The sequence below is a fragment of the Streptomyces violascens genome, assembly GCF_014649955.1.
GTDB classification, from domain to species: domain Bacteria; phylum Actinomycetota; class Actinomycetes; order Streptomycetales; family Streptomycetaceae; genus Streptomyces; species Streptomyces violascens.
This window is the reverse complement of the sequence record NZ_BMUA01000036.1, coordinates 49,439-68,721: the sequence shown is the minus strand read 5'-3', so window position 1 is coordinate 68,721 and position 19,283 is coordinate 49,439. Positions and strand designations below refer to the sequence as shown.

The window sequence follows — 19,283 nt, the reverse complement described above, 5'->3', positions numbered from 1 at the left end:
GCTCCGCGATTCCCACAAGGCATTGCGAAGCAATGCCCAACTACCGTGCAAAGCACGGAAGTTAACAACCCATCAGGCGAGTGCAAAGCACCCGCCAACCCCACTCCAACCAACCCGCCCCACAGCCCGGAGCGAAACGGAGGGCCCCCATTCCGCTTCAAGCCCGAGATGGCAACTCACTTGATGCAGCATGTAAAGATGAGAATTCTCTGAGGTGTGTATTCCTATGCCCTTTGTTTTTACGGTGCCGTTGGCATACGTGCCATGGCCTAGGGAGCACTAGGAGTGATGGATGAGGCCGCCCCCACCTTCGGCCGGTGCTGGTGCGCTCAGTTGGTGGTGTGGCGTCAGGTGCAGGAGGTTGAGCTCTAGTTACATATAAGAGAGCACCGAGGCCAAACAGGTGCTGACCTGCGGAAACGCCAAACCGTTTGTTCTAGATATCCAGAACAAACGAGTCTCCGGTGTTCTGGATATCTAGAACAAACACACCCTGGAGCTGATGGGCCGTCAACTATGGGAGGCCTGGCGTGTGTTCTGCTGGGCTGAAACAAAACGGTTCCGCTAGTGGTACCGTTGCGCTCTCTTTGGATCATGGCTGGAGGACTGTGCTGATGGAACAGCTGCCGATCGTCCGCCCCGGCGAACGCGTGGTGACACGGTCGGACGGCAAGGGCGGGCTGATCCTCGGCGTGGAGAAGATCCGGGGGCGGGAGTTCGCAGCCAGTGCTACCTGTGTCGGATACGTTCTGGACGCGCGGTTGTTGATGGACGCGCTCGGCAGTCTGAAGATGCCTGGAAGCTGGTTCCAGGTGTGGTGCAAGCTGACGGCCGCTCAAAACGCGACCCGCCAGGATGCCGAGCAGAGGACGGCAGCGCGGGGGTACGTACGAATCACCCAGCGAGACCTTCAAAGCCGCTGTGGCTTGTCTGCCGCCTCTGTGAACGAGGGCAGCCAGTTCTTCACGCACATCGGCTGGATGCGCTCGGCCAAGCGTGGTGTTCTCCAGTTGAACCCATGGCTAACCGTGGCCGGCACTTCTGGCGAGCAGGAGAGTTGGCAGAAGGAATGGAACGCCGCCAACGGTCCTGCCTGCATCATCCCCGCGCCTGACTACCCGACTCAGTGGCGTGAGGAGCGGGCTCGTGCGAAGAAGGAAGCTGAAGCCGCTCGGCGCAAGGAGACCGTTGTTCCGCTCCGTCGGCAACGGCAGCGGAGCCGCAGGGCGAGCGCATGAGCCCCTCGGACATATCCTCGATGCAAGGCGTCGTCGCAATCGGAAGTGAGGCCCTCGTGAGCAGTCCTTACGTACCAGGCCCGCCGACGGATCAGCCGGTCACGATCTCGCGCACCGCTCTGAGCTTGCTGGCTCTGGTAGACGTCTCGTTGACCGCCCGGCGCGTGCTTGATGTTCTGCTCGCGCTCCAGGACCCCGAGACTGGTGCAGCTGACATCAGCCAGGCCGAGATGTCGGCGGCGCTCGGTGCTGGCAAGCCGGCAGTCAACCGTGGTTTCAAGGAACTTCGCGAATGTGGCCTTGCTTGGGGTCTCAAGCGCGGCAGGTACCAGCTTCACCCGCTCCTGACGGGCGGGAGAATCGCTACTGCAGTGATGGCCGTGCCCGAGATCAAGGCGACGGATCCTGACCGATTCACTCAGCAGCGCAGGACACGGTTCGCTGCACAGGTGGCCAACCTTGCGCAGAGTGCGTGACCTGAACGTCGGCCTCTTAGGTGGAGTGCCGAGGTATGTGAGGGCGACGCGGGACGGTACCACTAGCGGTACCGTCTTGTTTCAGTAGGTCAGAACAGGCGAGCGGCGCGGCGTGGGAACTCTGAGGTTTCCGGTGTAGCTGAGGCTAGGCGCGGTTGGCAGGACATCCTCAGCAGGATCCCTAGAAGCCCGTACATCGTTCCCTCTTGCGGGAAACTGCACTTCACGGGCGGGTGCTCCCAATTGTGTCGCTGAAGGAACACGAGAACGAGCGCCGGACGGTACCACTAGCGGTACCGTTTTGTTTCAGTGCCGTAGAACAAAGCGTGAGCTGCTCGACTCTGCGACGTACGGGGGAAGGTGAAGGCTGGCGAGCTCGCCAGCCTTCACGTCAGCCGTTGCCTGTCGGAACGCCGCCTCCATCTGCTCCCGGCTCTCGTACTTCGCCGCGAAGGGATGGAGCCGGTACTGGTTGCCGCCGCGCTCCGCCGCCTCTGGCCGCAGAACGATGTTGATCTCGCACAAGGAGGCAAGCAGGTTGCTGACTCCCTGTTGGGAGATCTGGTACTCCTGGGCCATTTCCTTCTGGCGTACGGGCAGGTGACCGCCGAGTTCGGACCGGAACATCAGGTACTGGAGGAACTTGACTGCGGCTCCTGACACCGGCAGCGCCCAGATGCGCTCGGAGACGAGCGGAGACATGACCTCCATCAGGAGCACCTTTCCTCGACGCCGCAGTGTGTGAGCGCCAGGTGTTGCCTGGGCCTGTTGCGTCCGACCGTGGCCAACCCCGGCGAGCGTAAGGCCGCTCTGCGGCTCTGAGAGGCGGAATCCTGGTCCTTAGAGCCGATCTGGGGAGTGCCCGGTCGGGTGCTGTGGAAGGTACGCCAGAGGCTACGTAAGCGCGCCGAATGCGACTATGGCTCGCCTCTTCGCTATCTATGCTCGCTATGGCGGGCCGCCCGTGAGGGCAGGGAGGCGTGCGATGACGCAGGATGTGCCGGTGTGCCCGACGTTCGCTGAGCTGCTCGGCGGTGCGCAGGGTTCGGCTGTGCACCTGGAGGCAGGCACCGCAGCGCCGTCGAAAAGGTCCCGGCTGTGGCCTTGGTGGGCGCCGGGACCTGGGGGGCTTGTGGTCAGTGGTGCTGTTGCGGTTGAGGGGTGAGGTTGCGGACCTGGTGCTCGTATTCGGTGAGCAGGTGGTTCAGCTGGTCCAGTGCCTCGGTGGGGATCTCGGCGGGTGCGGACTCCACGACGTACCGGGCCGCGGCGATCAGTGCCGCCAGCTCGTAGGCGTGGAAGGTGCCGCGCAGCACCAGGGGGCGGATCCGTTCGAGTTCCATCAGGCGGCCTTGGAGCTGACGTACTCCGTGACCTGTTTGAGTTCGGCGGCGAACTGGTCGTAGTCCTCCTGCATGCCGTTGATGTAGGCGCTCCAGCCCAGGCTCGCCTTCGCGTAGTGCACGGCTTCCTGGATCTCCTCGTCGGTGGCGCCGAACAGTTTCGCGGCCTCGGCGTGGAAGAGGCTGCAGTAGCGGCACTTCGTCTCGGAGTGGAGTCCGACGCCGATCAGTTCCTTGTACTTGTTCGGGATCAGCGTCTCGCCGAGCTCGATCCGCTTGAAGATCTCCCATTCCGGGGCCAGCAGCTCGGTGGGGATGCTCTGGAAGAAGTGCGGGACCAGGCCGAGGGTTTCCTTGATGTCGGCTTCGATCTCGCCGCGGTTGACCGTGGCGGACATGACGGCCTCCTCATAGGGCCCCGCCCGCCTGATCCGGCCCAGCCCGCTCCGGCCGCGAGCTACCAGGACCGGCTCTCGGAGCGGGCCCTGTGACCAGTTTAGGTCCGGCTCCGGGAGCGGTACGGGGTGAGATCTTCGTTGTCGGTTCAACGGGATGCGGTGCGTTGCCGCGGACTGTCACGGACGACCGGGCCGAGCTCAGAGGCTGCGGGCCGTGATGTCGCCGTACGAGGTGGTCGCGTGGATGTTCAGGGCGGCGGCCGCGCCTTCGGTGTTGTTGAGGGCGTTGTGGATGCGGCCGTAGGAGGTGCCCGCGTCCAGGGTGGCGGAGGCTCCCTGGGCGGCGCCGACGGAGATCTTGCCGGACTCGGTGCGCAGCGTGAGGGTGCCGTGCAGGGCCTCGGCGATGTGGATGTCGCCGGCGGCGACGCTGATCTCGCTGTCCCCGGCGAGGCGGCCGACCGAGACGTCTCCGGCGTGGACGGTCAGGCGCAGGCTCGCGGTCTCGTCGAGCTGGGCGGTGCCGTGGGCGCCGTCGAAGGTGACGTCGCCGAGGCGTCCGACGGTGCGGAACTCGGCGGCTTCCGACTTCGCCTCGATGCGGGAGCCCGCGGGGACCTGGACGGTCACGTCGAGGCATCCGGAGGCGCCGAAGTACTCGTTCTTCACCACGGTCTCGATGCGCAGCACGCCGTCGGCGTAGGCGACGGTGGTCCGCTCGGCGGCCTTCACGTCGCGGTTCTTGGAGGCGTCGGCGGGCTTGATCTCGACGGTGGTGTCGGCCTTGTCGGCGGCGATGACCTGGATGCGGCCGGCGGGGATGTCGAGGACGGCGGTGATCGGGGCGGCGGTGGTGAACTTCTGCATGGCGGGCTCCTGCGACTCGTTGTCTTGTGTTGTTCTGTGCGGCTGCGGTTTCGTTCGCCGCGGTGTCGATGTCGTAGAGAGTGCGCGGGGTGGGTTTCAGTGGGGCGTTACTGCGGTTTCAGCGGGCTTCAGGGGGGCGTACCGGCCGGGCGGTGGGGTGTGGGCTGACATCAACTGCCAGCTGGCTCACAGCAGTTGGCTGTTTTGGCGCTCCTGGTGCTCCTGGTGCCCCTGGTGATCTACTGGCAGGAATCCCAGGAAGGAAGATCCGCCATTCCCATCAAGACGCTGCAGATACCCACCCCCGACGGCCTGGCCGACGGCTTCGCCGCCTTTCCCGAGCACGGCGGGCAGCACCCGGGCGTGCTGTTGTACATGGACGCCATCGGGCTGCGGCCCGTGCTGGAGGAGACGGCGCGCGAGCTGGCCGGGCACGGGTACTACGTGCTCGTGCCCAATCTCTTCTACCGGTACGGTCCGGCGCCGGTGGTGGAGGTTCCCGGGTTCATCGGGCAGGAGAACCGGGTCGAGCTCTTCGGCCAGCTGATGCCGATGGTCGACGCGCTCACCCCGGAGCTCGCCCTGCGCGACGCCGGGGCCTACCTCGCCTTCCTCACCTCCCAGCCCGAGGTCGGTGCCGGGCCGGTCGGCACGGTCGGCTACTGCATGGGGGGCGGCCTGGCGATGCGTACCGCGGCCGCGCACCCCGAGCTGGTGGCCGCTGTCGCCGGGTTCCACCCGGGCGGCCTGGTCACCGACGCGCCCGACAGTCCGCACCGTCTCGCCGCCAAGCTCACCGCCGAGGTCCACTTCGGGCTCGCCGAGCACGACCTGACGCCCGAGGGCATCGCCGAGCTCGGCCGGGCGCTGGACGCCGCCGGTGTCGACTACAGCTGCGAGGTCTACCCCGGCACCCTGCACGGCTTCACCATGGCCGACACCGCGGCGTTCAGTCCTGCGGGGATGCAGCGGCATTGGGAGCGGTTGCTGCCGCTTCTCGGGCGGACGCTGGGCAAGGGCTGAGGTTCGCAGTTTTCGAGGCGAACGCGTCGACCCGAGTTGTTTTCTGCCGGCCGACGGGGGGTGCCGGGCTGGTCAGCACCCCCTGAAGGCGGCTCCGGGCTTGCCCCTGTGGCAGGGGCAGGCGCAGTTGAGAACTTCGAGGGGCAGCGTGCCCGGCGGCTGCCGCAGTTCGAGTGGGCCGGGGCAGTGGAGGTGTCCCGTCTCCCAGCGGAGGTTGCGGGCCTCGCGGCATTCGGGGGTCACGTACGTACTCGGGGCCTGGGTCTGGGTCACGATTCGTCCCCGTTCGTCAGCGCGTCCGATGCGACCGTGGGCATGCCGGCCAGCCGCATCGGGTCGCACAGGTCGCGGGGCCGGAGCATGGGCGCGGACCAATAGCTTGCCAGGAACTCGTCGGGCTCGATGTGCTCCACCCGGGGGACGCCGACGGTCTGAGAAAGGGGGATCGCCGGTGATCGAACCCCCTCGTACCCCCTCAGTGGCGGCGGCTTCCGTACTCCCACGTCACGTCCTTCGCCCGGCGGTACGAAGGGCTCCTGTCGCCTCCGCGCGGGCTCGGTGCGCACAGGCGGCAGGCCAGTGCCGGGGCCGGCAGGGGGCGGTGGTTGTGGGGTGTCTGCATCACTGTGTCCAGCTCGGTTCGGGGTGGGCGTGGGGTCGGGGGTGGTGCTGGGGCATCGGTGGGGCGTACTGCGGGGGTGCCGGCGGGGCGGCGTACTGCGGGGCCGGGGGCTGGAAGGAAGGCTGGTGGGCGGGCTGGGGGGCGGGGGCCTCGTACGTCGCGTTCACCACCGTCGTGCCTGCTATCCGGTCGGCCACCGTGCGGCCCGAGTACGCCGACAGGGCGTTGAACCAGAACACCGCCACCGCGCCCAGCCACGCGATGACCGACCAGACCGGGTGGCCGGAGATCAGCAGGCAGCAGGCGAAGGCGAAGCAGCCCACGTCCGCGAGGGTGGTCACGGCGGCCCGGGCGGCTGTCCGGCCCGGGGTGTGCGGGGTCAGGCGTACTCCGAGCAGCGCCTTGCCCAGGGTGCGGCCCGTGAACGTCAGGCATGCCCAGTGGTAGGCGAAGGTGGCCGCGGCCAGGAGCAGGAAACCCTGGATTACCGCTGTTACCACTTGGTGCCAGAGCGATGTGGCGAACTGGCCCGCCCTGTCGATCGCGTCGCCGTCTCCCGTGATCAACTGCCAGGTGGATACGCCGAGTTCGGGCGCGTTGTCCCACACGTCGGTGATCTGGTGGACGGTGTAGACGCCGATCGCGTACGCGGCCGCGAGGACCAGGGCGAAGTCGACGGCCCAGGCCAGTGCGCGACGGGCCATGGCGGGGCGGTTCTCGGGCGCTAAGGGGTCCTGGGGGGTGGTGGGGTGCATGGGCGTCTCCCGCTGATACGGCGAGAGCGGCGGCCTCGGCCGGTAGGGGCCCAGGTCACCGCTCTCGCGATCCGTGTGTGGTGGGGGGTCGGGGTCAGTGGGTGGCGAGGACCGCGTCCGCCGGGTTCTGGTCGGCGGTCTCGGTGGCCGGGGCTTCCTTGTCCTTGCCCTTCATGAGGAACACCGCGAGGATCGCGGCGCCCACGACGCCGGCGGCGCCGACGAGGAAGCTGGCGGACATGGCGTCGGTGAACGCGCTGTGGGTGGCGTTGAGCAGGTTGCTGTCGTTGGCGGAGGCCGCGAGGGCGTCGCCGATGGAGTGGCGGGCCGCCGCGGGGGCGTCGGCCGGCATCTTGTCGGTGAACGTGCTGGAGAGGATCGCGCCGAGGATGGCGACGCCGAGGGCGGCGCCCGCCTGCTGGATCGTGTCGTTCAGGGCCGAGCCGACACCGGCGTGCTCGTCGGGGATGGCGCCCATCATGGCGGCCATCGCGGCGGGCATCGCCAGGCCGGAGCCGGCGCCCATCAGGACCATGGCGCCGGCCAGGACGCCCCAGCCGGACTCGGTGGTCAGGTTGGCGAGGAGCGCGAAGCCCGAGGCGATGATCAGCAGGCCCAGGACCGCCATGACGCGGTTGCCGGTCTTGGCGATCAGCGAGGCGCCGATCGTGTTGAAGAGCAGGGTGGCGACGGCGAGCGGGGTGAAGGCGAGGCCCGTTTCGGTCGGGGTGTAGCCGAGGACGAACTGGAGGTACTGGGTCAGGACCAGCATCAGGCCGCCGTTGGCGAGGGTGAGCAGGACCAGCGAGAAGCTGGCGCCGGTGAACACCTTGTCGCGGAACAGGGCCAGCGGCACCATCGGCGACTTCGAGCGGGCCTCCCAGATGCCGAACGCGACGAGCGCGACGACGGTGACCGCGAGGGAGATCTGCGTGGACTGGTGGGACAGGCCGCCCTTGGGGAACTCGTTGATCGTCCAGACCAGGGCGCTCATGCCGACGACGGAGAGGACCATGCCGACCGGGTCGGCCTTGCGCCAGGGGCCCTTGGACTCCGGCATCAGGACCATCGCGGCGATGATCGCCAGGATCGCGATCGGGATGTTGATCAGGAAGACGACGCCCCACCAGAACTGGGCGAGCAGCGCGCCGCCGAGGACCGGGCCGCCGACCAGGCCGACCATCGCGACCGCGGACCACACGGCGATCGCCTTGGGGCGCTCGGCCTCGTCGAAGACGGTGATGAGGATCGAGAGGGTGGACGGCATGACCAGCGCGCCGCCGACCCCCATCAGGGAGCGGCCGATGATGAGCATCTCGGGCGTGGTGGCCTCCATGGCCACCACCGAGGCCGCGCCGAACAGCGCGAGACCGATGATCATCATCTTGCGCCGGCCGAACTTGTCGGAGAGGCTTCCCGCGGTGAGCAGGAGCCCGGCGAAGACCAGCATGTACGACTCGAGGACCCACTGCAGGTCCTGAGCGCTCGCGCCCAGATCCTCCGCGATCGTCGGGACCGCCACGGTGAGCACCATGTTGTCGATGACCAGCACCAGGGTGCTGAGGCACAGCACGACCAGGATGAGCCACCGGCGTGGGTGACGTTCCGTCGTCTCCATCATCAAACCTTTCGAACGGCGTGAGCCCGGCGACCCGAGGCCGACAGGGGGGTGGGGCTTCTGGAGCCAATTATCAAACCAGCATAGCGGTTTTTTCCAGTCCCTTTCCGGTCTCAAACCTTGGCCGTGTGCACGTACACCGTGCGCCTTCTGGGAACACTGTACGACTCTGCGCACAGTGTGCGCAACCAGGTACGGCGTACCGCGTCGTGGACCTGGGGTTCTTCTGCGTCAGGCGGCCGGGGCTGCCGCCCCCAAGGCGGCGCTGAGTACGGCCGGGAGCCGGTCGAGGAAGGTGTCCGCGTCGGCTTCGGAGAGGATCAGGGGCGGGGCCAGGCGGACCACGTCCGCGGTCGCCGCGTTCACGAGCAGGCCCGCGTCCTGGGCGGCCTGCTGCACCTGGGCGGCGACCGGCTCGGCGAGCACGATGCCCAGCAGGAGGCCGGCTCCGCGGACCTCCTTCACCAGCGGGTGGCCGAGGGCCTCGATGCCGCGGCGCAGCTGCTCGCCGGTCCGCTTGACCTGGTCGAGAAGGCCCTGGCCCGCGATGGTGTCGAGCACCGCGAGGGCGGCCGCGCACACCACGGGGTTGCCGCTGAAGGTCGAGCCGTGGGTGCCGGGGGTGAGCAGCTCGGCGGCGCGGCCGAAAGCGAGGGTGGCGCCGATGGGCAGGCCTCCGCCGAGGCCCTTGGCGAGCGTGACCACGTCCGCCTCGACGCCCTCGGCCTGGGCCGCGAACCAGTGGCCGGTGCGGCCGATGCCTGTCTGGATCTCGTCCAGGACCAGGAGCGTGCCGGTCGCCGACGTGATCTCGCGGGCCGCCTGGAGGTAACCGGGCGGCGGGACGACCACGCCGTTCTCGCCCTGGATCGGCTCCAGGATGACGAAGGCGGTCTCGGGGGTGACGGCCGCCCGCAGCGCCTCGGTGTCTCCGTACGGAATGTACGTAACGTCGCCCGGAAGTGGCTCAAAACCAAACCGTTTGGTCTGTTGTCCGGTGAGGGCGAGAGAACCCATCGTGCGGCCGTGGAAGCCGCCGACGGTGGAGACCATGTGGCGCCGGCCGGTCAGGCGGCCGATCTTGAAGGCGGCCTCGTTGGCCTCGGCGCCGGAGTTGGAGAAGTACACCCGGCCCGTGCGGCCCGACAGCTCCACCAGGCGCTCGGCGAGCGCCACGGTCGGCTCGGCGATGAACAGGTTCGAGACGTGTCCCAGGGCTGCGACCTGGGCGGACACCGCCTCGACGACGGCGGGGTGGGCGTGGCCGAGTGCGTTGACGGCGATGCCGCCGAGGAAGTCGAGGTACTCCGTGCCCTCGGCGTCCCACACCCGGGTGCCCGCGCCGCGGACCAGGGGGACGCGCGGGGTGCCGAAGTTGTCCATCATGGCGCCCTGCCAGCGCCGTCTCAGGCCGGTATTGGCGCCTTCGCCGCTCATGCCGCCGCTCCCTTGTGGGGTGTGCCGTCGGGCACGACCATCGTGCCGATGCCTTCGTCGGTGAAGATCTCCAGGAGCAGCGAGTGCTTGACCCGGCCGTCGATGACGCGGGCCGCGCGCACCCCGTTGCTCACCGCGTGCAGGCAGCCCTGCATCTTGGGGATCATGCCGCTGGCCAGGTCCGGGATGAGGTTCTCCAGCTCGGTGGCGCTCAGGCGCGGGATGACCTCCTCGCTGTGCGGCCAGTCCGCGTACAGGCCCTCGACGTCGGTGAGGATCATCAGCATCTCGGCGTCCAGGGCGGCGGCCAGCGCCGCGGCCGCGGTGTCGGCGTTGACGTTGAAGACGCCTCCGTCGGCGGCGTCCTCGGCGTCCGTGCTGCGGGCGATCGAGGAGATGACCGGGATGCGGCCGTCGTCCAGGAGGGCCTCGACCACTCCGGCGTCCACGTCGGTGACCTCGCCGACGCGGCCGATGTCGACCTGCTCGCCGTCGATCTCGGCGTACGTCTTGTCGGCGGTCATCAGGCGGGCATCCTCGCCGGTCATACCGACCGCGTGCGGGCCGTGCCGGTTGAGCAGGCCCACCAGTTCGCGCTGCACCTGGCCGGCCAGCACCATCCGTACGACGTCCATCGTCTCGTCGGTGGTCACTCTCAGGCCGCCGGTGAACTGGGACTCGAGGCCGAGTCTCTCCAGCTGGCTGCTGATCTGGGGGCCGCCGCCGTGCACGACGACCGGGCGCAGGCCCGCGTGGTGCAGGAACAGGATGTCCTCGGCGAAGGCGGCCTTCAGCTTGTCGTCGACCATGGCGTTGCCGCCGAACTTGATCACGATGGTCTTGCCCTGGTGGCGGGCGATCCACGGCAGCGCCTCGACGAGGGCGTCCGCCTTGGGCAGCGCGGTGTGCTTGCGGGCGGCGGCCAGGCCGGTGGGGGTGAGGGAGGAGGTCAGAACGGTCATGAGGAGTACTCGCTGTTCTCGTGGACGTACTCGGCGGTGAGATCGTTGGCCCAGATGACGGCGGACTCGGATCCGGCGGCGAGGTCGGCGGTGATGCGGACCTCGCGGCCCGTCATGCTCACCAGGTCGCGGTCCTCGCCGACGGAGCCGTTCTTGCAGACCCAGACGTCGTTGATGGCGACGTTGAGGCGGTCGGGGTCGAAGTCGGCGGAGGTGGTGCCGATCGCCGAGAGGACGCGGCCCCAGTTGGGGTCCTCGCCGTGGATGGCGCACTTGAGGAGGTTGTTGCGGGCGATCGAGCGCCCGACCTCGACGGCGTCGCTCTCGCTCGCGGCGCCCACCACCTCGATGCGGATGTCCTTGGAGGAGCCCTCCGCGTCCCCGATGAGCTGGCGGGCCAGGTCGTCGCAGACGGCGCGTACGGCGGAGGCGAACTCCCCGTATTCCGGGGTGAGCCCAGAAGCGCCGGAGGCAAGCAGCAGGACGGTGTCGTTGGTGGACATGCAGCCGTCGGAGTCGACCCGGTCGAAGGTCTGCCGGGTCGCATCCCGCAGCGCTCGGTCCAGGCCGGCCGCGTCCACGTCGGCGTCGGTGGTGAGCACGACCAGCATGGTGGCCAGGCCCGGGGCGAGCATGCCCGCGCCCTTGGCCATGCCGCCGACCGTCCAGCCCTCGCCCTGGTGGACGGCGGTCTTGTGGACGCTGTCGGTGGTCTTGATGGCGATGGCGGCCTTCTCGCCGCCGTGCTCCGACAGTTCGCCGGCGGCCTGCTCGATACCGGGCAGGAGCTTGTCCATGGGAAGCAGGGTGCCGATCAGGCCGGTGGAGGCGACGGCGACGTGGGCCTGGTCGATGCCGAGGACGCCGGCCACCTTGTCGGCGGTGGCCACCGTGTCCTGGAAGCCCTGCGGGCCGGTGCAGGCGTTCGCGCCGCCGGAGTTCAGCACGACCGCGCGGACCCGGCCTCCCGCCAGGACCTCCTGCGACCACTTCACGGGGGCGGCCTTCACACGGTTGGAGGTGAAGACTCCGGCGGCCGCGAAGCGCGGGCCCTGGTTGACCACGAGGGCCAGGTCCGGGTTGCCGTTCTTCTTGATGCCGACGGCAGAGCCCGCCGCGGTGAATCCCCTAGCTGCGGTGACGCTCACGGAGCGACTCCAATCGTGGAAAGTCCGGTCTGTTCGGGCAGGCCGAGGGCGATGTTCATGGACTGCACCGCACCGCCCGCGGTGCCCTTGGTCAGGTTGTCGATGGCGCTGATCGCGACGATGCGCCGGGCGCTCTCGTCGTAGGCGACCTGCACCTGGACGGCGTTGGATCCGTACACGGCGGCGGTGGCCGGCCACTGGCCCTCGGGCAGGAGGCGGACGAACGGCTCGTTGGCGAAGGCCTTCTCGTACGCGGCCCGCACGTCCTGCCCGCCCACCCCGGGCTTCGCCTTCGCGGAGCAGGTGGCCAGGATGCCGCGGGGCATCGGGGCCAGGGTGGGGGTGAACGAGATGCCGACCGGCTCGTCCGCGCAAGCGGAGAGGTTCTGGGACATCTCGGGGGTGTGGCGGTGGCCGCCGCCGACGCCGTACGGGCTCATCGAGCCCATGACCTCGCTGCCCAGCAGGTTCGCCCTGGGCGCCTTGCCCGCCCCCGACGTGCCGGAGGCGGCGACGATCACGGCCTCGGGCTCGGCCAGGCGGGCGGCGTAGGCGGGGAACAGGGCGAGCGAGACGGCGGTGGGATAGCAGCCGGGCACCGCGATGCGCGTGGCCTTTTCCAGCGCAGCGCGGCCGCCCGGCAGTTCGGGGAGGCCGTAGGGCCAGGTCCCGGCGTGCGGGGAGCCGTAGAAGGCTTCCCAGTCGGCCGCGTCCTTGAGGCGGAAGTCCGCCCCGCAGTCCACGACCAGGACGTCCGGGCCCAGTTGTTCGGCCACCGCGGCCGACTGGCCGTGCGGCAGGGCGAGGAAGACGACGTCGTGCCCGGCGAGCACCTCGGCGCTGGTGGGTTCCAGTACGCGTCCGGCGAGCGGGGCCAGGTGCGGCTGCAGCGGGCCCAGCGGCTGCCCGGCGTTGGAGTTGGCGGTCAGGGCGCCGATCTCCACTGCGGGGTGTGCGAGCAGGAGGCGCAGGAGCTCGCCCCCCGCGTATCCACTGGCTCCGGCAACTGCTACTCGCGCTCTCATGTTCCCCTCCCGGTCGATGTCCCGACTTTCTCGGAGGGTGCCTCGCGCATCAATATGACTCACCATGGACATGACAAAATCAACGGCCGGGAGAGCCCCGGCCGGTTTCCGGTCCGGGGCTTTCGGCGTACGGATCGAGCGCTCTCGCCGGCGGGTTCAGGCCACGGCGGCACCTCCGCCGTACAGCGCCTCGACGTGCGCGAAGCCCTCGGCGCGCAGGCCCGCGACCGCGTCCACGGCCTCGGCGTACTGCGCGCGCACGACGTCGTCGGGCAGCCGGTGGTGCGGCGGGCGCCGGGCGTTGCGCTCCAGGCACAGCTCCAGCGGGGTCGTCAGGATCAGCACCACGGCGGGGACTTCGTAGCGTCCGGCCAGCTCAAGGAGCTTGGCGCGCATCACCGGGTCGCTGTTGGCGGCCGCGTCGACCACCGTCGTCAGCCGCCTGGCCAGGCGGCTCTCCAGGACGGTGCCCAGCATGAAGACCGCCTCGTCGATCGCGTCCTGGTCGAGATCCCTCACGTCGTTGCAGATCAACTGACGGAAGGTGTCCAGTTCCAGAACGCTCTCGGCGGGCCAGGTGGTGGCCAGATGTGTCTTGCCGCTCCCTGCTGCCCCGAGCAGCACGATCAGGACCGGAGAGGGGAAGGCGGTGTCGGGCACGGCTCGTCTCCAATGCAGTGGGTGGTGGGCGGCCGGCCCTGCCGCGAGGTCGTCGCGGGCAAAGGACTGCGGCACCGGCGGGCCGCTGGGCGGCGGGGCCGGGCCGTCGCATGCGGACGACGGCCGAAGGTGAAGGTGCGCGCGGTGTCGCGCACGGCCCCCGACGCCGAGGCGGTGCGTCCGGATGCGTGAAGCTCCGTGCTGTTCCCGGGAACCGGCGTCTGCACGGTTGTACCGCAATGTCCCCGGTCGCGTTCAGTGACCAACTGTCCGTGCACGCCCTCCTGGCGCGAATCCACCGATCCCGTACGGGCCTGCCGCGGCCGCCTCCCGACCCCCGCTCACCTGCCCTGACCTGGACGGCAAAAGGCGCCCGGCCAAGGAAGGGGTCTCCTTGGCCGGGCGCCTGAAGTGGTGCGGGCGGGGCTGGTGTTGCCCGCGGTGTCGCTCAGAGATTTACCGGGAGCTTGCGCAGGTGACGTCCCTCGCCGGGGAGGTCGAAGTACTCCAGGTCCTCGCGGGCCACCCCGAGCGTGGTGCCCGGGTTCTGGATGAGGAGCTGGTCGAGCGCGATCTCCGCCTCCAGGCGGGCCAGCGAGGCGCCGATGCAGTAGTGCGCGCTGTGCCCGAAGGCGACGTGGCCGACCCCCCGGCCGAGCTCGCGGGTGATGTCGAGCTGCTCGGGGGCCTTGAACTCGGCCGGGTCGAAGTTCGCGCCGAGCAGCGCGCTGGTGATCGCCTCGCCCTTCTTGACCGGCATGCCCGCGAACAGGAGGTCCTCGGTCGCATACAGCGGGGCGCCCATCGGGACGGGCGAGGTGAAGCGGAGCAGCTCCGGCACGGCGCGGCCGAGCAGCGAGGGCTCGGCTCGCAGGCGGGCGAGCTGCTCGGGGTGGTCGAGCAGGGCGAGCACCGCGCTCGCGATGAACAGGGCGGGCGGGGTGATGCCCGTGTTGATGAGCAGCAGGATCAGGGCGACCATCTCGGTCTCGCTGAGCGCCTGGCTGTCCTCCTCGCCCGACTTGAAGAACCCGGAGATCAGGTCGTCCTTCGGAGCCTGGCGGCGCTGGGCGATGAGCGTCTTGGAGTGCTCGACCATGTTGCGCAGGGCCGGGATGACCAGGTCGATGTCGCCGGAGGCGTAGTCGCGGATCCAGGTCTGCATCTGCGGCACGTCCTCGTCGTCGATGCCGATGAGGGCGCAGATGACGGTGGAGGCGAGCGGGTAGCCGACGTCCTCCAGGAGCTCGGCCTGCTTCTTCGCGGCGAGCGGCTTGATGAGGTCGCGGGTGATCTGCTCGATGCGCGGGCGCAGCGCGTTGATGCGGCGCGCGGTGAACGACTTGGTGACCAGGTTGCGCAGCCGGCTGTGCTCCTCGCCGTCCACCAGGACCATGATCCCGAGGTAGTCGCGGTACTCGGCGGGCAGCCCGTACGCCTCGATCATCTGCTCGGCGATGGACGGGCCGTCGGTCTCAAGTCCCGGCACCTTGCCCTGGTCGCGGATGAACCGCGGGTCGCTGAGCGCCGCCTTGGCGTCCTCGTACCGGGTGACCAGCCAGACCGGGGTCTCCACGTCCGGCAGCGTGACGCGGACCAGGGGGGCCTGGCGGCGCAGCTCGGTGTAGCCGCGGACCGGGTCGCTCACGAGCTCCGAGGTGAGCGCGTGGACCTGCTCGGCGGCCTCCGCGTCCTGCCCGGCGATCTGTTCCGACACGATGGTGGTCATGGTGTTTCTCCTTCGAGGGGGAATGGCTCCAGCGCGGCGGCGGCCGCCCGCACCAGGTAGCCGTTCACGGAGAGGCCCTGGCGGCGCGCGGCCTCCTCGATGCGGGACTTGAGGCGCTCGGGCAGGCGGAAGTGGATGCGGGCCGTGACGCGGTCGTCGAGCGGGTCCGGGGCGGGCCGCGGGGCGCCGGTCGCGGGCGCGGGCAGCCGCCCGGCGCCCGCCCGGGCACCGGCGTCGCCGGCCTCGGCTGCGAGCACCGGCTCACGGCGGAGCCGGTCGGCGTACGGCGTCAGATCCATGGGCGTCACAGTGGCCGGGAGGCGCCCGCCCGACAAGGCTCACCGATCATCTGCGCGGCCCGCGAGCAAGGCTCTGACCTGGCCTTTTGAGTGATCGCCAGGGGTGGTCAGGGGTGGAAATTGGACAGTTGAACAGGGCGCTCCGGGCCACACACGCAAGTGCGCGCCTGCCCCGGGTGAGGGGCAGGCGCGCACTGGAGGGGACGGCGTGAAGGTGGCGTCGTACTCCCTCTTCTCCCGTGTCGCTCAGGGGCGCAGTTCCTGGGTGCAGCACTTCACGCTGCCGCCGCCTTTGAGCAGTTCGGAGAGGTCCATGGGGAAGGGTTTGTAGCCGCGGTCGCGCAGGTCGCCGGCCAGTTTCACGGCGGCCTCCGGCAGGACGACGTTGAGGCCGTCGCTGACCGCGTTGAGCCCGAGGACGTCGGCGTCGTCCTTGGAGACGAGCAGCGCGTCGGGGAAGAGCCGGGCGAGGACCGCGCGGCTGCCCGGGGTGAACGCCTCGGGGTAGTACATGACCTCGTCGCCGTCCAGGACCGCGAGCGCGGTGTCCAGGTGGTAGAAGCGCGGGTCGGTGAGCTCCAGGCTGATCACCGGGCGGCCGAAGAACTCCTGGGCCTCCTGGTGTCCTTCGGGCGTGCAGCGAAAACCGCGCCCGGCCAGGATCCAGCTGTCGGTGACCGCGAAGTCTCCCTCGCCCTCGTTCACGTACTGCGGTACGTGCACCTCGTAGCCGTGGGCGCGGAACCAGGCGGCGTGGGCGGGGGCCTCGGCGGCCCGCTCGGAGTTGAGGAACCTGGCGCCGAGCACCAAGCCGTCGACGACGGTGGCGCCGTTGGCGGAGAACACCATGTCGGGCAGGCCCGGTACCGGTTCGAGGAGGTCCACGGTGTGGCCCAGCGAGCGGTAGAGGTCGTACAGCGTCTCCCACTGAAGGACCGCGAGCGCGGTGTCCACCGGCTTGGCCGGGTCCATCCAGGGGTTGATGGCGTAGTTCACGTCGAAGTGCGACGGGCGGCACATCAGGTAGTGGCGGGGGGTGGAGGCACGGTCGCGCACCGATACGGAAGTCATGACATCTCCGGATTAAGGGGGGTGATCAGGGCTGGCGTAGGGGGTGCGCCACATGGGCGTGGCTCGCACTCCGGTGGTCGTGGGGGGCGGGGCGGGGGCCCGTGCCGAGCTTCGTCGGCCGGAACGGGCTCCTCGCCCGCCCTCTCCCTGCCACGGATCAGACGACGAGAGCGTCCCTGTCCATGGCCTCACGCAGACTCTTGGGCCGCATGTCGGTCCAGTTCTGCTCTATGTGCGCCAGGCACTGCTGGCGGCCTTCCTCGCCGTACGCGACCCGCCAGCCGGCGGGCACGTCGGTGAACGAGGGCCAGAGCGAATACTGCTCCTCGTCGTTCACCAGAACGTAGAACCGGCCATCCGCGTCGTCGAACGGGTTGGTGCTCATGGGCAACTCCTAATCTTTTCGATACATCCGCGTCACGTGAATCACGCCGTGCTGTAGTGCCGAGGCGTCCTCCTCTCGGCAATCGAATCGGCGATCTCGCCGCTCCTGATCGCGATGTTCGACAGGAGCGAGGACGCCAGTCCGTGGGTGTGCTCGGTGCCGCCCTGGAGGTAGACACCGCAGGTCACATCCGGTCCGGTGGCCAGGCGGTAGTCCCGCTCGACCCGGAGCCGGCCCTGCTCGTCGCGCAGGCAGTGCGCCTCCAGGTCGCCGAGCAGCTCGCTGGGCTCCATCGAGTCGTAGCCCGTCGAGCAGATGAGGACGTCGACGTCGAGGTCGTACGTCTCCTCGTTGCGCACCGACTGAAGGGTGAGCCGCACGTCGTCGCCGACCTGCTTGACACCGTCGACGCGCGAGAGGTTGAGGAAGTTCAGCCGGGGGGTTTTGCGCACCTCGTCGTCGTAGGCGCGCTGGTAGAGGTCCCTGATGACCTGGTCATCGACCACCCCGTAATTCGTGTTCTTGTGGTAGCGCCAGAAGGAGTCCTTAGAGCGCTCGGAGCCGTGGTAGTAGTCGTCGACGGCATCGGCGTCGAAGATCTGGTTGGCGAAGGGGGTGTCGTCCGCGATCGAATATCCGTAGGACGGCATGATCGCGCTGACGGTGGCGTCCGGAAGGGTGTCGTAGACGAACCGGACGATTTCGGCGGCGCTCTGGCCGGCACCGACCACGGCCACCCGCTTGACCTTGCTGTGGTCGAGTTTCCGGAATTTCTCCAGGAATTCGGAGCTGTGCCAGATGCGCTCGTCGCGGTCGATACCGGCGGGCATTTTCGGTACGAGGCCGGTCGATACGACGATGTTGCGGGCCTTGACCGTGCGCGATCCGCCGCTGGTGCGGTCGCGCACCTGGACCTCGACGTGGTCGGCGGGGCCCTCGCTCTGCGGCAGCCGGACCGAAAGGACTTCCGAGCTGTAGGAGACGCGGTCCGCGAAGCTGGACTCGGCCCATTCGAGGTAGTCGTGGAACTCCTCACGGGTCGGGAAGAAGCTCTGGTTGTTGACGAATTGCGCGAGGCGGCCCGCGGAGTGCAGGTAGGAAATGAAGCTGAACTGCGACGCCGGGTTGCGGAACGTGGACAGATCCTTGAGGAAGGAGATCTGCATGGTCGCCGACGGGAGCAGCATGTTGCGGTGCCATCCGAGGGTCGGCTGCCGCTCGAAGAACGCGGCCGAAATCGGGTTTCCGTGTGCCTTGCTCTCGTGCTCCTCCAGTGCCACTGCAAGGGACAGGTTGGACGGACCGAATCCGATTCCGACGACCTCGTAGACTTCGCCTTGGGTTTCCATGCAATTCTCCCGCCGATTCGTGGTGGTTGTTTGAGACCGTACTCGGTATTTCTTCGGCCGGTCAACCGGACCGAAAAGAATTCTGGGGAATTGTTTTCGGGTAATTCCGGGCGGCCTATTTTTATGCACCGGCACGATGCCGTGCGAAATTGCTTTTCGGGCTCTTTCGGTTTCCGGGCCGGTTCTCAGGCGGCGTGCGGGCAGCCCGGCGGCGGCAGCCTGCTCATCAGGCCGGCGGCTTCGCGGTGGCGGCTGGAGTCGCGCCCGGCGAAGGATTCACGCACCCGCTCGCGGACGTGGGGGTCCTGTTCCTGGCTGAGCTTGAACATCCCCTCGGCGCCGGTCACATCGACCCGGAACGCGCCCACGGCGGGCAGGATCTTGCGGAAGTAGTCGATCGACTCGGACATGTCCCAGCCGGCCCCGAAGTCGCCCTCGAAGGCGCGGACGGTCGAGCGGACGAGCTCCAGGGTCTCCTCCTCGGCCTCGTCCGGCTCGATCTTGCGGAGCACGCCGTGTACATGGACGGAGGTGAAGTCCCAGGTCGGGGCGGCGGGAGTGACCTGATACACGGTCGGCGAGACATAGCCGTGCGGCCCGGTGAAGGTCAGCAGGACCTGGGTGCCGTCCTCGAGCGCCTTCCAGTGCGGGTTCGCCCTGTTCATGTGGCCGAGCAGCTTGGCGCCCGCCAGGTTCTTCGACCACTCCTCGGTCATCGTCGGGTCCTGGATCACCGGCAGATGAGTGGCGTAGGGGCCGGCGGCCTCGGGGCCGTTGGACACCATCAGTGCCAGCGGATTGCCGCGCAGGAGGTCGACCATCCAGGAGGAGGCCGGCTGACGATAAGGGGCAGGAACGAACATGGAAGAAGCACATCC

21 protein-coding genes are annotated in these 19,283 nt (G+C 68.8%); 3 read left to right on the top strand and 18 right to left on the bottom strand.

Annotation, left to right across the window (positions count from 1 at the left end):
• Positions 1–614: 614 nt before the first annotated feature.
• Both IE206_RS37865 and IE206_RS37860 read left to right on the top strand, forming a co-directional pair.
• Positions 615–1,238: a hypothetical protein gene (locus IE206_RS37865; protein ID WP_189970537.1), complete on the top strand. Its 624-nt coding sequence runs from the start codon at positions 615–617 to the stop codon at positions 1,236–1,238.
• A 56-nt stretch (positions 1,239–1,294) separates the two neighbouring features.
• A complete protein-coding gene (locus IE206_RS37860) occupies positions 1,295–1,714 on the top strand; it encodes a helix-turn-helix domain-containing protein (protein WP_189970535.1) in 420 nt (139 codons plus the stop codon).
• Positions 1,715–2,020: 306 nt separating this feature from the next.
• Here the strand turns inward: IE206_RS37860 and IE206_RS37855 are convergent, their stop codons facing one another.
• The 4 genes from IE206_RS37855 to IE206_RS37840 all read right to left on the bottom strand — a co-directional run bounded on the left by IE206_RS37855 (position 2,021) and on the right by IE206_RS37840 (position 4,322).
• Entirely contained in the window at positions 2,021–2,425 is a 405-nt protein-coding gene (locus tag IE206_RS37855) for a hypothetical protein (protein WP_229853346.1), read from the bottom strand.
• 425 nt (positions 2,426–2,850) lie between these two features.
• A complete protein-coding gene (locus tag IE206_RS37850) occupies positions 2,851–3,057 on the bottom strand; it encodes a hypothetical protein (RefSeq protein ID WP_189970533.1) in 207 nt (68 codons plus the stop codon).
• The gene (locus IE206_RS37845) at positions 3,057–3,455 is read right to left on the bottom strand and encodes a carboxymuconolactone decarboxylase family protein (RefSeq protein ID WP_189970531.1); all 399 of its coding nucleotides are present in this window, start codon (positions 3,453–3,455) and stop codon (positions 3,057–3,059) included. The genes IE206_RS37850 and IE206_RS37845 overlap by 1 nt, the downstream gene beginning before the upstream one ends.
• A 198-nt stretch (positions 3,456–3,653) precedes the next feature.
• On the bottom strand, positions 3,654–4,322 hold the full coding sequence (locus tag IE206_RS37840; protein ID WP_189970529.1) for a DUF4097 family beta strand repeat-containing protein: 669 nt from the start codon (positions 4,320–4,322) through the stop codon (positions 3,654–3,656).
• 273 nt (positions 4,323–4,595) lie between these two features.
• Between IE206_RS37840 and IE206_RS37835 the strand changes: the two genes are divergently transcribed.
• Complete coding sequence (locus IE206_RS37835) at positions 4,596–5,345, top strand: dienelactone hydrolase family protein (protein WP_189970542.1); 750 nt, start codon at positions 4,596–4,598, stop codon at positions 5,343–5,345.
• A gap of 269 nt (positions 5,346–5,614) precedes the next feature.
• Here the strand turns inward: IE206_RS37835 and IE206_RS37830 are convergent, their stop codons facing one another.
• From IE206_RS37830 to IE206_RS37765, 14 genes are all read right to left on the bottom strand, one after another.
• Positions 5,615–5,758, bottom strand: coding sequence for a hypothetical protein (locus IE206_RS37830; protein WP_189970527.1), 144 nt, complete (start codon positions 5,756–5,758; stop codon positions 5,615–5,617).
• 208 nt (positions 5,759–5,966) lie between these two features.
• Complete coding sequence (locus IE206_RS37825) at positions 5,967–6,722, bottom strand: RDD family protein (RefSeq protein ID WP_189970525.1); 756 nt, start codon at positions 6,720–6,722, stop codon at positions 5,967–5,969.
• Positions 6,723–6,816: 94 nt separating this feature from the next.
• Positions 6,817–8,340: an MFS transporter gene (locus IE206_RS37820; protein ID WP_189970523.1), complete on the bottom strand. Its 1,524-nt coding sequence runs from the start codon at positions 8,338–8,340 to the stop codon at positions 6,817–6,819.
• A gap of 231 nt (positions 8,341–8,571) precedes the next feature.
• Positions 8,572–9,777 carry an acetylornithine transaminase gene (locus IE206_RS37815; RefSeq protein WP_189970520.1) on the bottom strand — a complete coding sequence of 402 codons (1,206 nt, stop codon included), beginning with the start codon at positions 9,775–9,777 and terminating at the stop codon, positions 8,572–8,574.
• Positions 9,774–10,739 carry an acetylglutamate kinase gene (gene argB, locus IE206_RS37810; protein WP_189970518.1) on the bottom strand — a complete coding sequence of 322 codons (966 nt, stop codon included), beginning with the start codon at positions 10,737–10,739 and terminating at the stop codon, positions 9,774–9,776. Before argB ends, IE206_RS37815 begins: the two co-directional genes overlap by 4 nt.
• Positions 10,736–11,887: a bifunctional glutamate N-acetyltransferase/amino-acid acetyltransferase ArgJ gene (argJ, locus tag IE206_RS37805; RefSeq protein ID WP_189970516.1), complete on the bottom strand. Its 1,152-nt coding sequence runs from the start codon at positions 11,885–11,887 to the stop codon at positions 10,736–10,738. The genes argB and argJ overlap by 4 nt, the downstream gene beginning before the upstream one ends.
• Positions 11,884–12,912, bottom strand: a complete 1,029-nt coding sequence (argC, locus tag IE206_RS37800) for an N-acetyl-gamma-glutamyl-phosphate reductase (RefSeq protein ID WP_189970514.1) — start codon at positions 12,910–12,912, stop codon at positions 11,884–11,886. The genes argJ and argC overlap by 4 nt, the downstream gene beginning before the upstream one ends.
• A 156-nt stretch (positions 12,913–13,068) precedes the next feature.
• A complete protein-coding gene (locus tag IE206_RS37795; RefSeq protein ID WP_189970512.1) occupies positions 13,069–13,572 on the bottom strand; it encodes an ATP-binding protein in 504 nt (167 codons plus the stop codon).
• Positions 13,573–14,020: 448 nt separating this feature from the next.
• Entirely contained in the window at positions 14,021–15,301 is a 1,281-nt protein-coding gene (locus tag IE206_RS37790; protein ID WP_189970510.1) for a cytochrome P450, read from the bottom strand.
• Positions 15,298–15,600: a type II toxin-antitoxin system HicB family antitoxin gene (locus IE206_RS37785; protein ID WP_189970508.1), complete on the bottom strand. Its 303-nt coding sequence runs from the start codon at positions 15,598–15,600 to the stop codon at positions 15,298–15,300. The genes IE206_RS37790 and IE206_RS37785 overlap by 4 nt, the downstream gene beginning before the upstream one ends.
• Before the next feature lie 246 nt (positions 15,601–15,846).
• On the bottom strand, positions 15,847–16,671 hold the full coding sequence (gene ddaH / locus IE206_RS37780; RefSeq protein ID WP_226600077.1) for a dimethylargininase: 825 nt from the start codon (positions 16,669–16,671) through the stop codon (positions 15,847–15,849).
• 157 nt (positions 16,672–16,828) lie between these two features.
• The gene (locus IE206_RS37775) at positions 16,829–17,056 is read right to left on the bottom strand and encodes an MbtH family protein (protein ID WP_189970506.1); all 228 of its coding nucleotides are present in this window, start codon (positions 17,054–17,056) and stop codon (positions 16,829–16,831) included.
• Between the two features lie 41 nt (positions 17,057–17,097).
• Positions 17,098–18,405, bottom strand: coding sequence for a lysine N(6)-hydroxylase/L-ornithine N(5)-oxygenase family protein (locus IE206_RS37770; protein ID WP_189970504.1), 1,308 nt, complete (start codon positions 18,403–18,405; stop codon positions 17,098–17,100).
• Between the two features lie 185 nt (positions 18,406–18,590).
• Positions 18,591–19,268, bottom strand: a complete 678-nt coding sequence (locus tag IE206_RS37765; RefSeq protein WP_189970502.1) for an FMN-binding negative transcriptional regulator — start codon at positions 19,266–19,268, stop codon at positions 18,591–18,593.
• Positions 19,269–19,283 lie beyond the last annotated feature (15 nt).

Coding starts and splice junctions, on each gene's coding strand:
- IE206_RS37865 (WP_189970537.1), top strand. CDS start 615: ATGGAACAGCTGCCGATCGTCCGCCCCGGCGAACGCGTGGTGACACGG.
- IE206_RS37855 (WP_229853346.1), bottom strand. CDS start 2,425: ATGGAGGTCATGTCTCCGCTCGTCTCCGAGCGCATCTGGGCGCTGCCG.
- IE206_RS37850 (WP_189970533.1), bottom strand. CDS start 3,057: ATGGAACTCGAACGGATCCGCCCCCTGGTGCTGCGCGGCACCTTCCAC.
- IE206_RS37845 (WP_189970531.1), bottom strand. CDS start 3,455: ATGTCCGCCACGGTCAACCGCGGCGAGATCGAAGCCGACATCAAGGAA.
- IE206_RS37840 (WP_189970529.1), bottom strand. CDS start 4,322: ATGCAGAAGTTCACCACCGCCGCCCCGATCACCGCCGTCCTCGACATC.
- IE206_RS37825 (WP_189970525.1), bottom strand. CDS start 6,722: ATGCACCCCACCACCCCCCAGGACCCCTTAGCGCCCGAGAACCGCCCC.
- IE206_RS37820 (WP_189970523.1), bottom strand. CDS start 8,340: ATGGAGACGACGGAACGTCACCCACGCCGGTGGCTCATCCTGGTCGTG.
- IE206_RS37815 (WP_189970520.1), bottom strand. CDS start 9,777: ATGAGCGGCGAAGGCGCCAATACCGGCCTGAGACGGCGCTGGCAGGGC.
- argB (WP_189970518.1), bottom strand. CDS start 10,739: ATGACCGTTCTGACCTCCTCCCTCACCCCCACCGGCCTGGCCGCCGCC.
- argC (WP_189970514.1), bottom strand. CDS start 12,912: ATGAGAGCGCGAGTAGCAGTTGCCGGAGCCAGTGGATACGCGGGGGGC.
- IE206_RS37790 (WP_189970510.1), bottom strand. CDS start 15,301: ATGACCACCATCGTGTCGGAACAGATCGCCGGGCAGGACGCGGAGGCC.
- IE206_RS37785 (WP_189970508.1), bottom strand. CDS start 15,600: ATGGATCTGACGCCGTACGCCGACCGGCTCCGCCGTGAGCCGGTGCTC.
- ddaH (WP_226600077.1), bottom strand. CDS start 16,671: ATGACTTCCGTATCGGTGCGCGACCGTGCCTCCACCCCCCGCCACTAC.
- IE206_RS37775 (WP_189970506.1), bottom strand. CDS start 17,056: ATGAGCACCAACCCGTTCGACGACGCGGATGGCCGGTTCTACGTTCTG.
- IE206_RS37770 (WP_189970504.1), bottom strand. CDS start 18,405: ATGGAAACCCAAGGCGAAGTCTACGAGGTCGTCGGAATCGGATTCGGT.
- IE206_RS37765 (WP_189970502.1), bottom strand. CDS start 19,268: ATGTTCGTTCCTGCCCCTTATCGTCAGCCGGCCTCCTCCTGGATGGTC.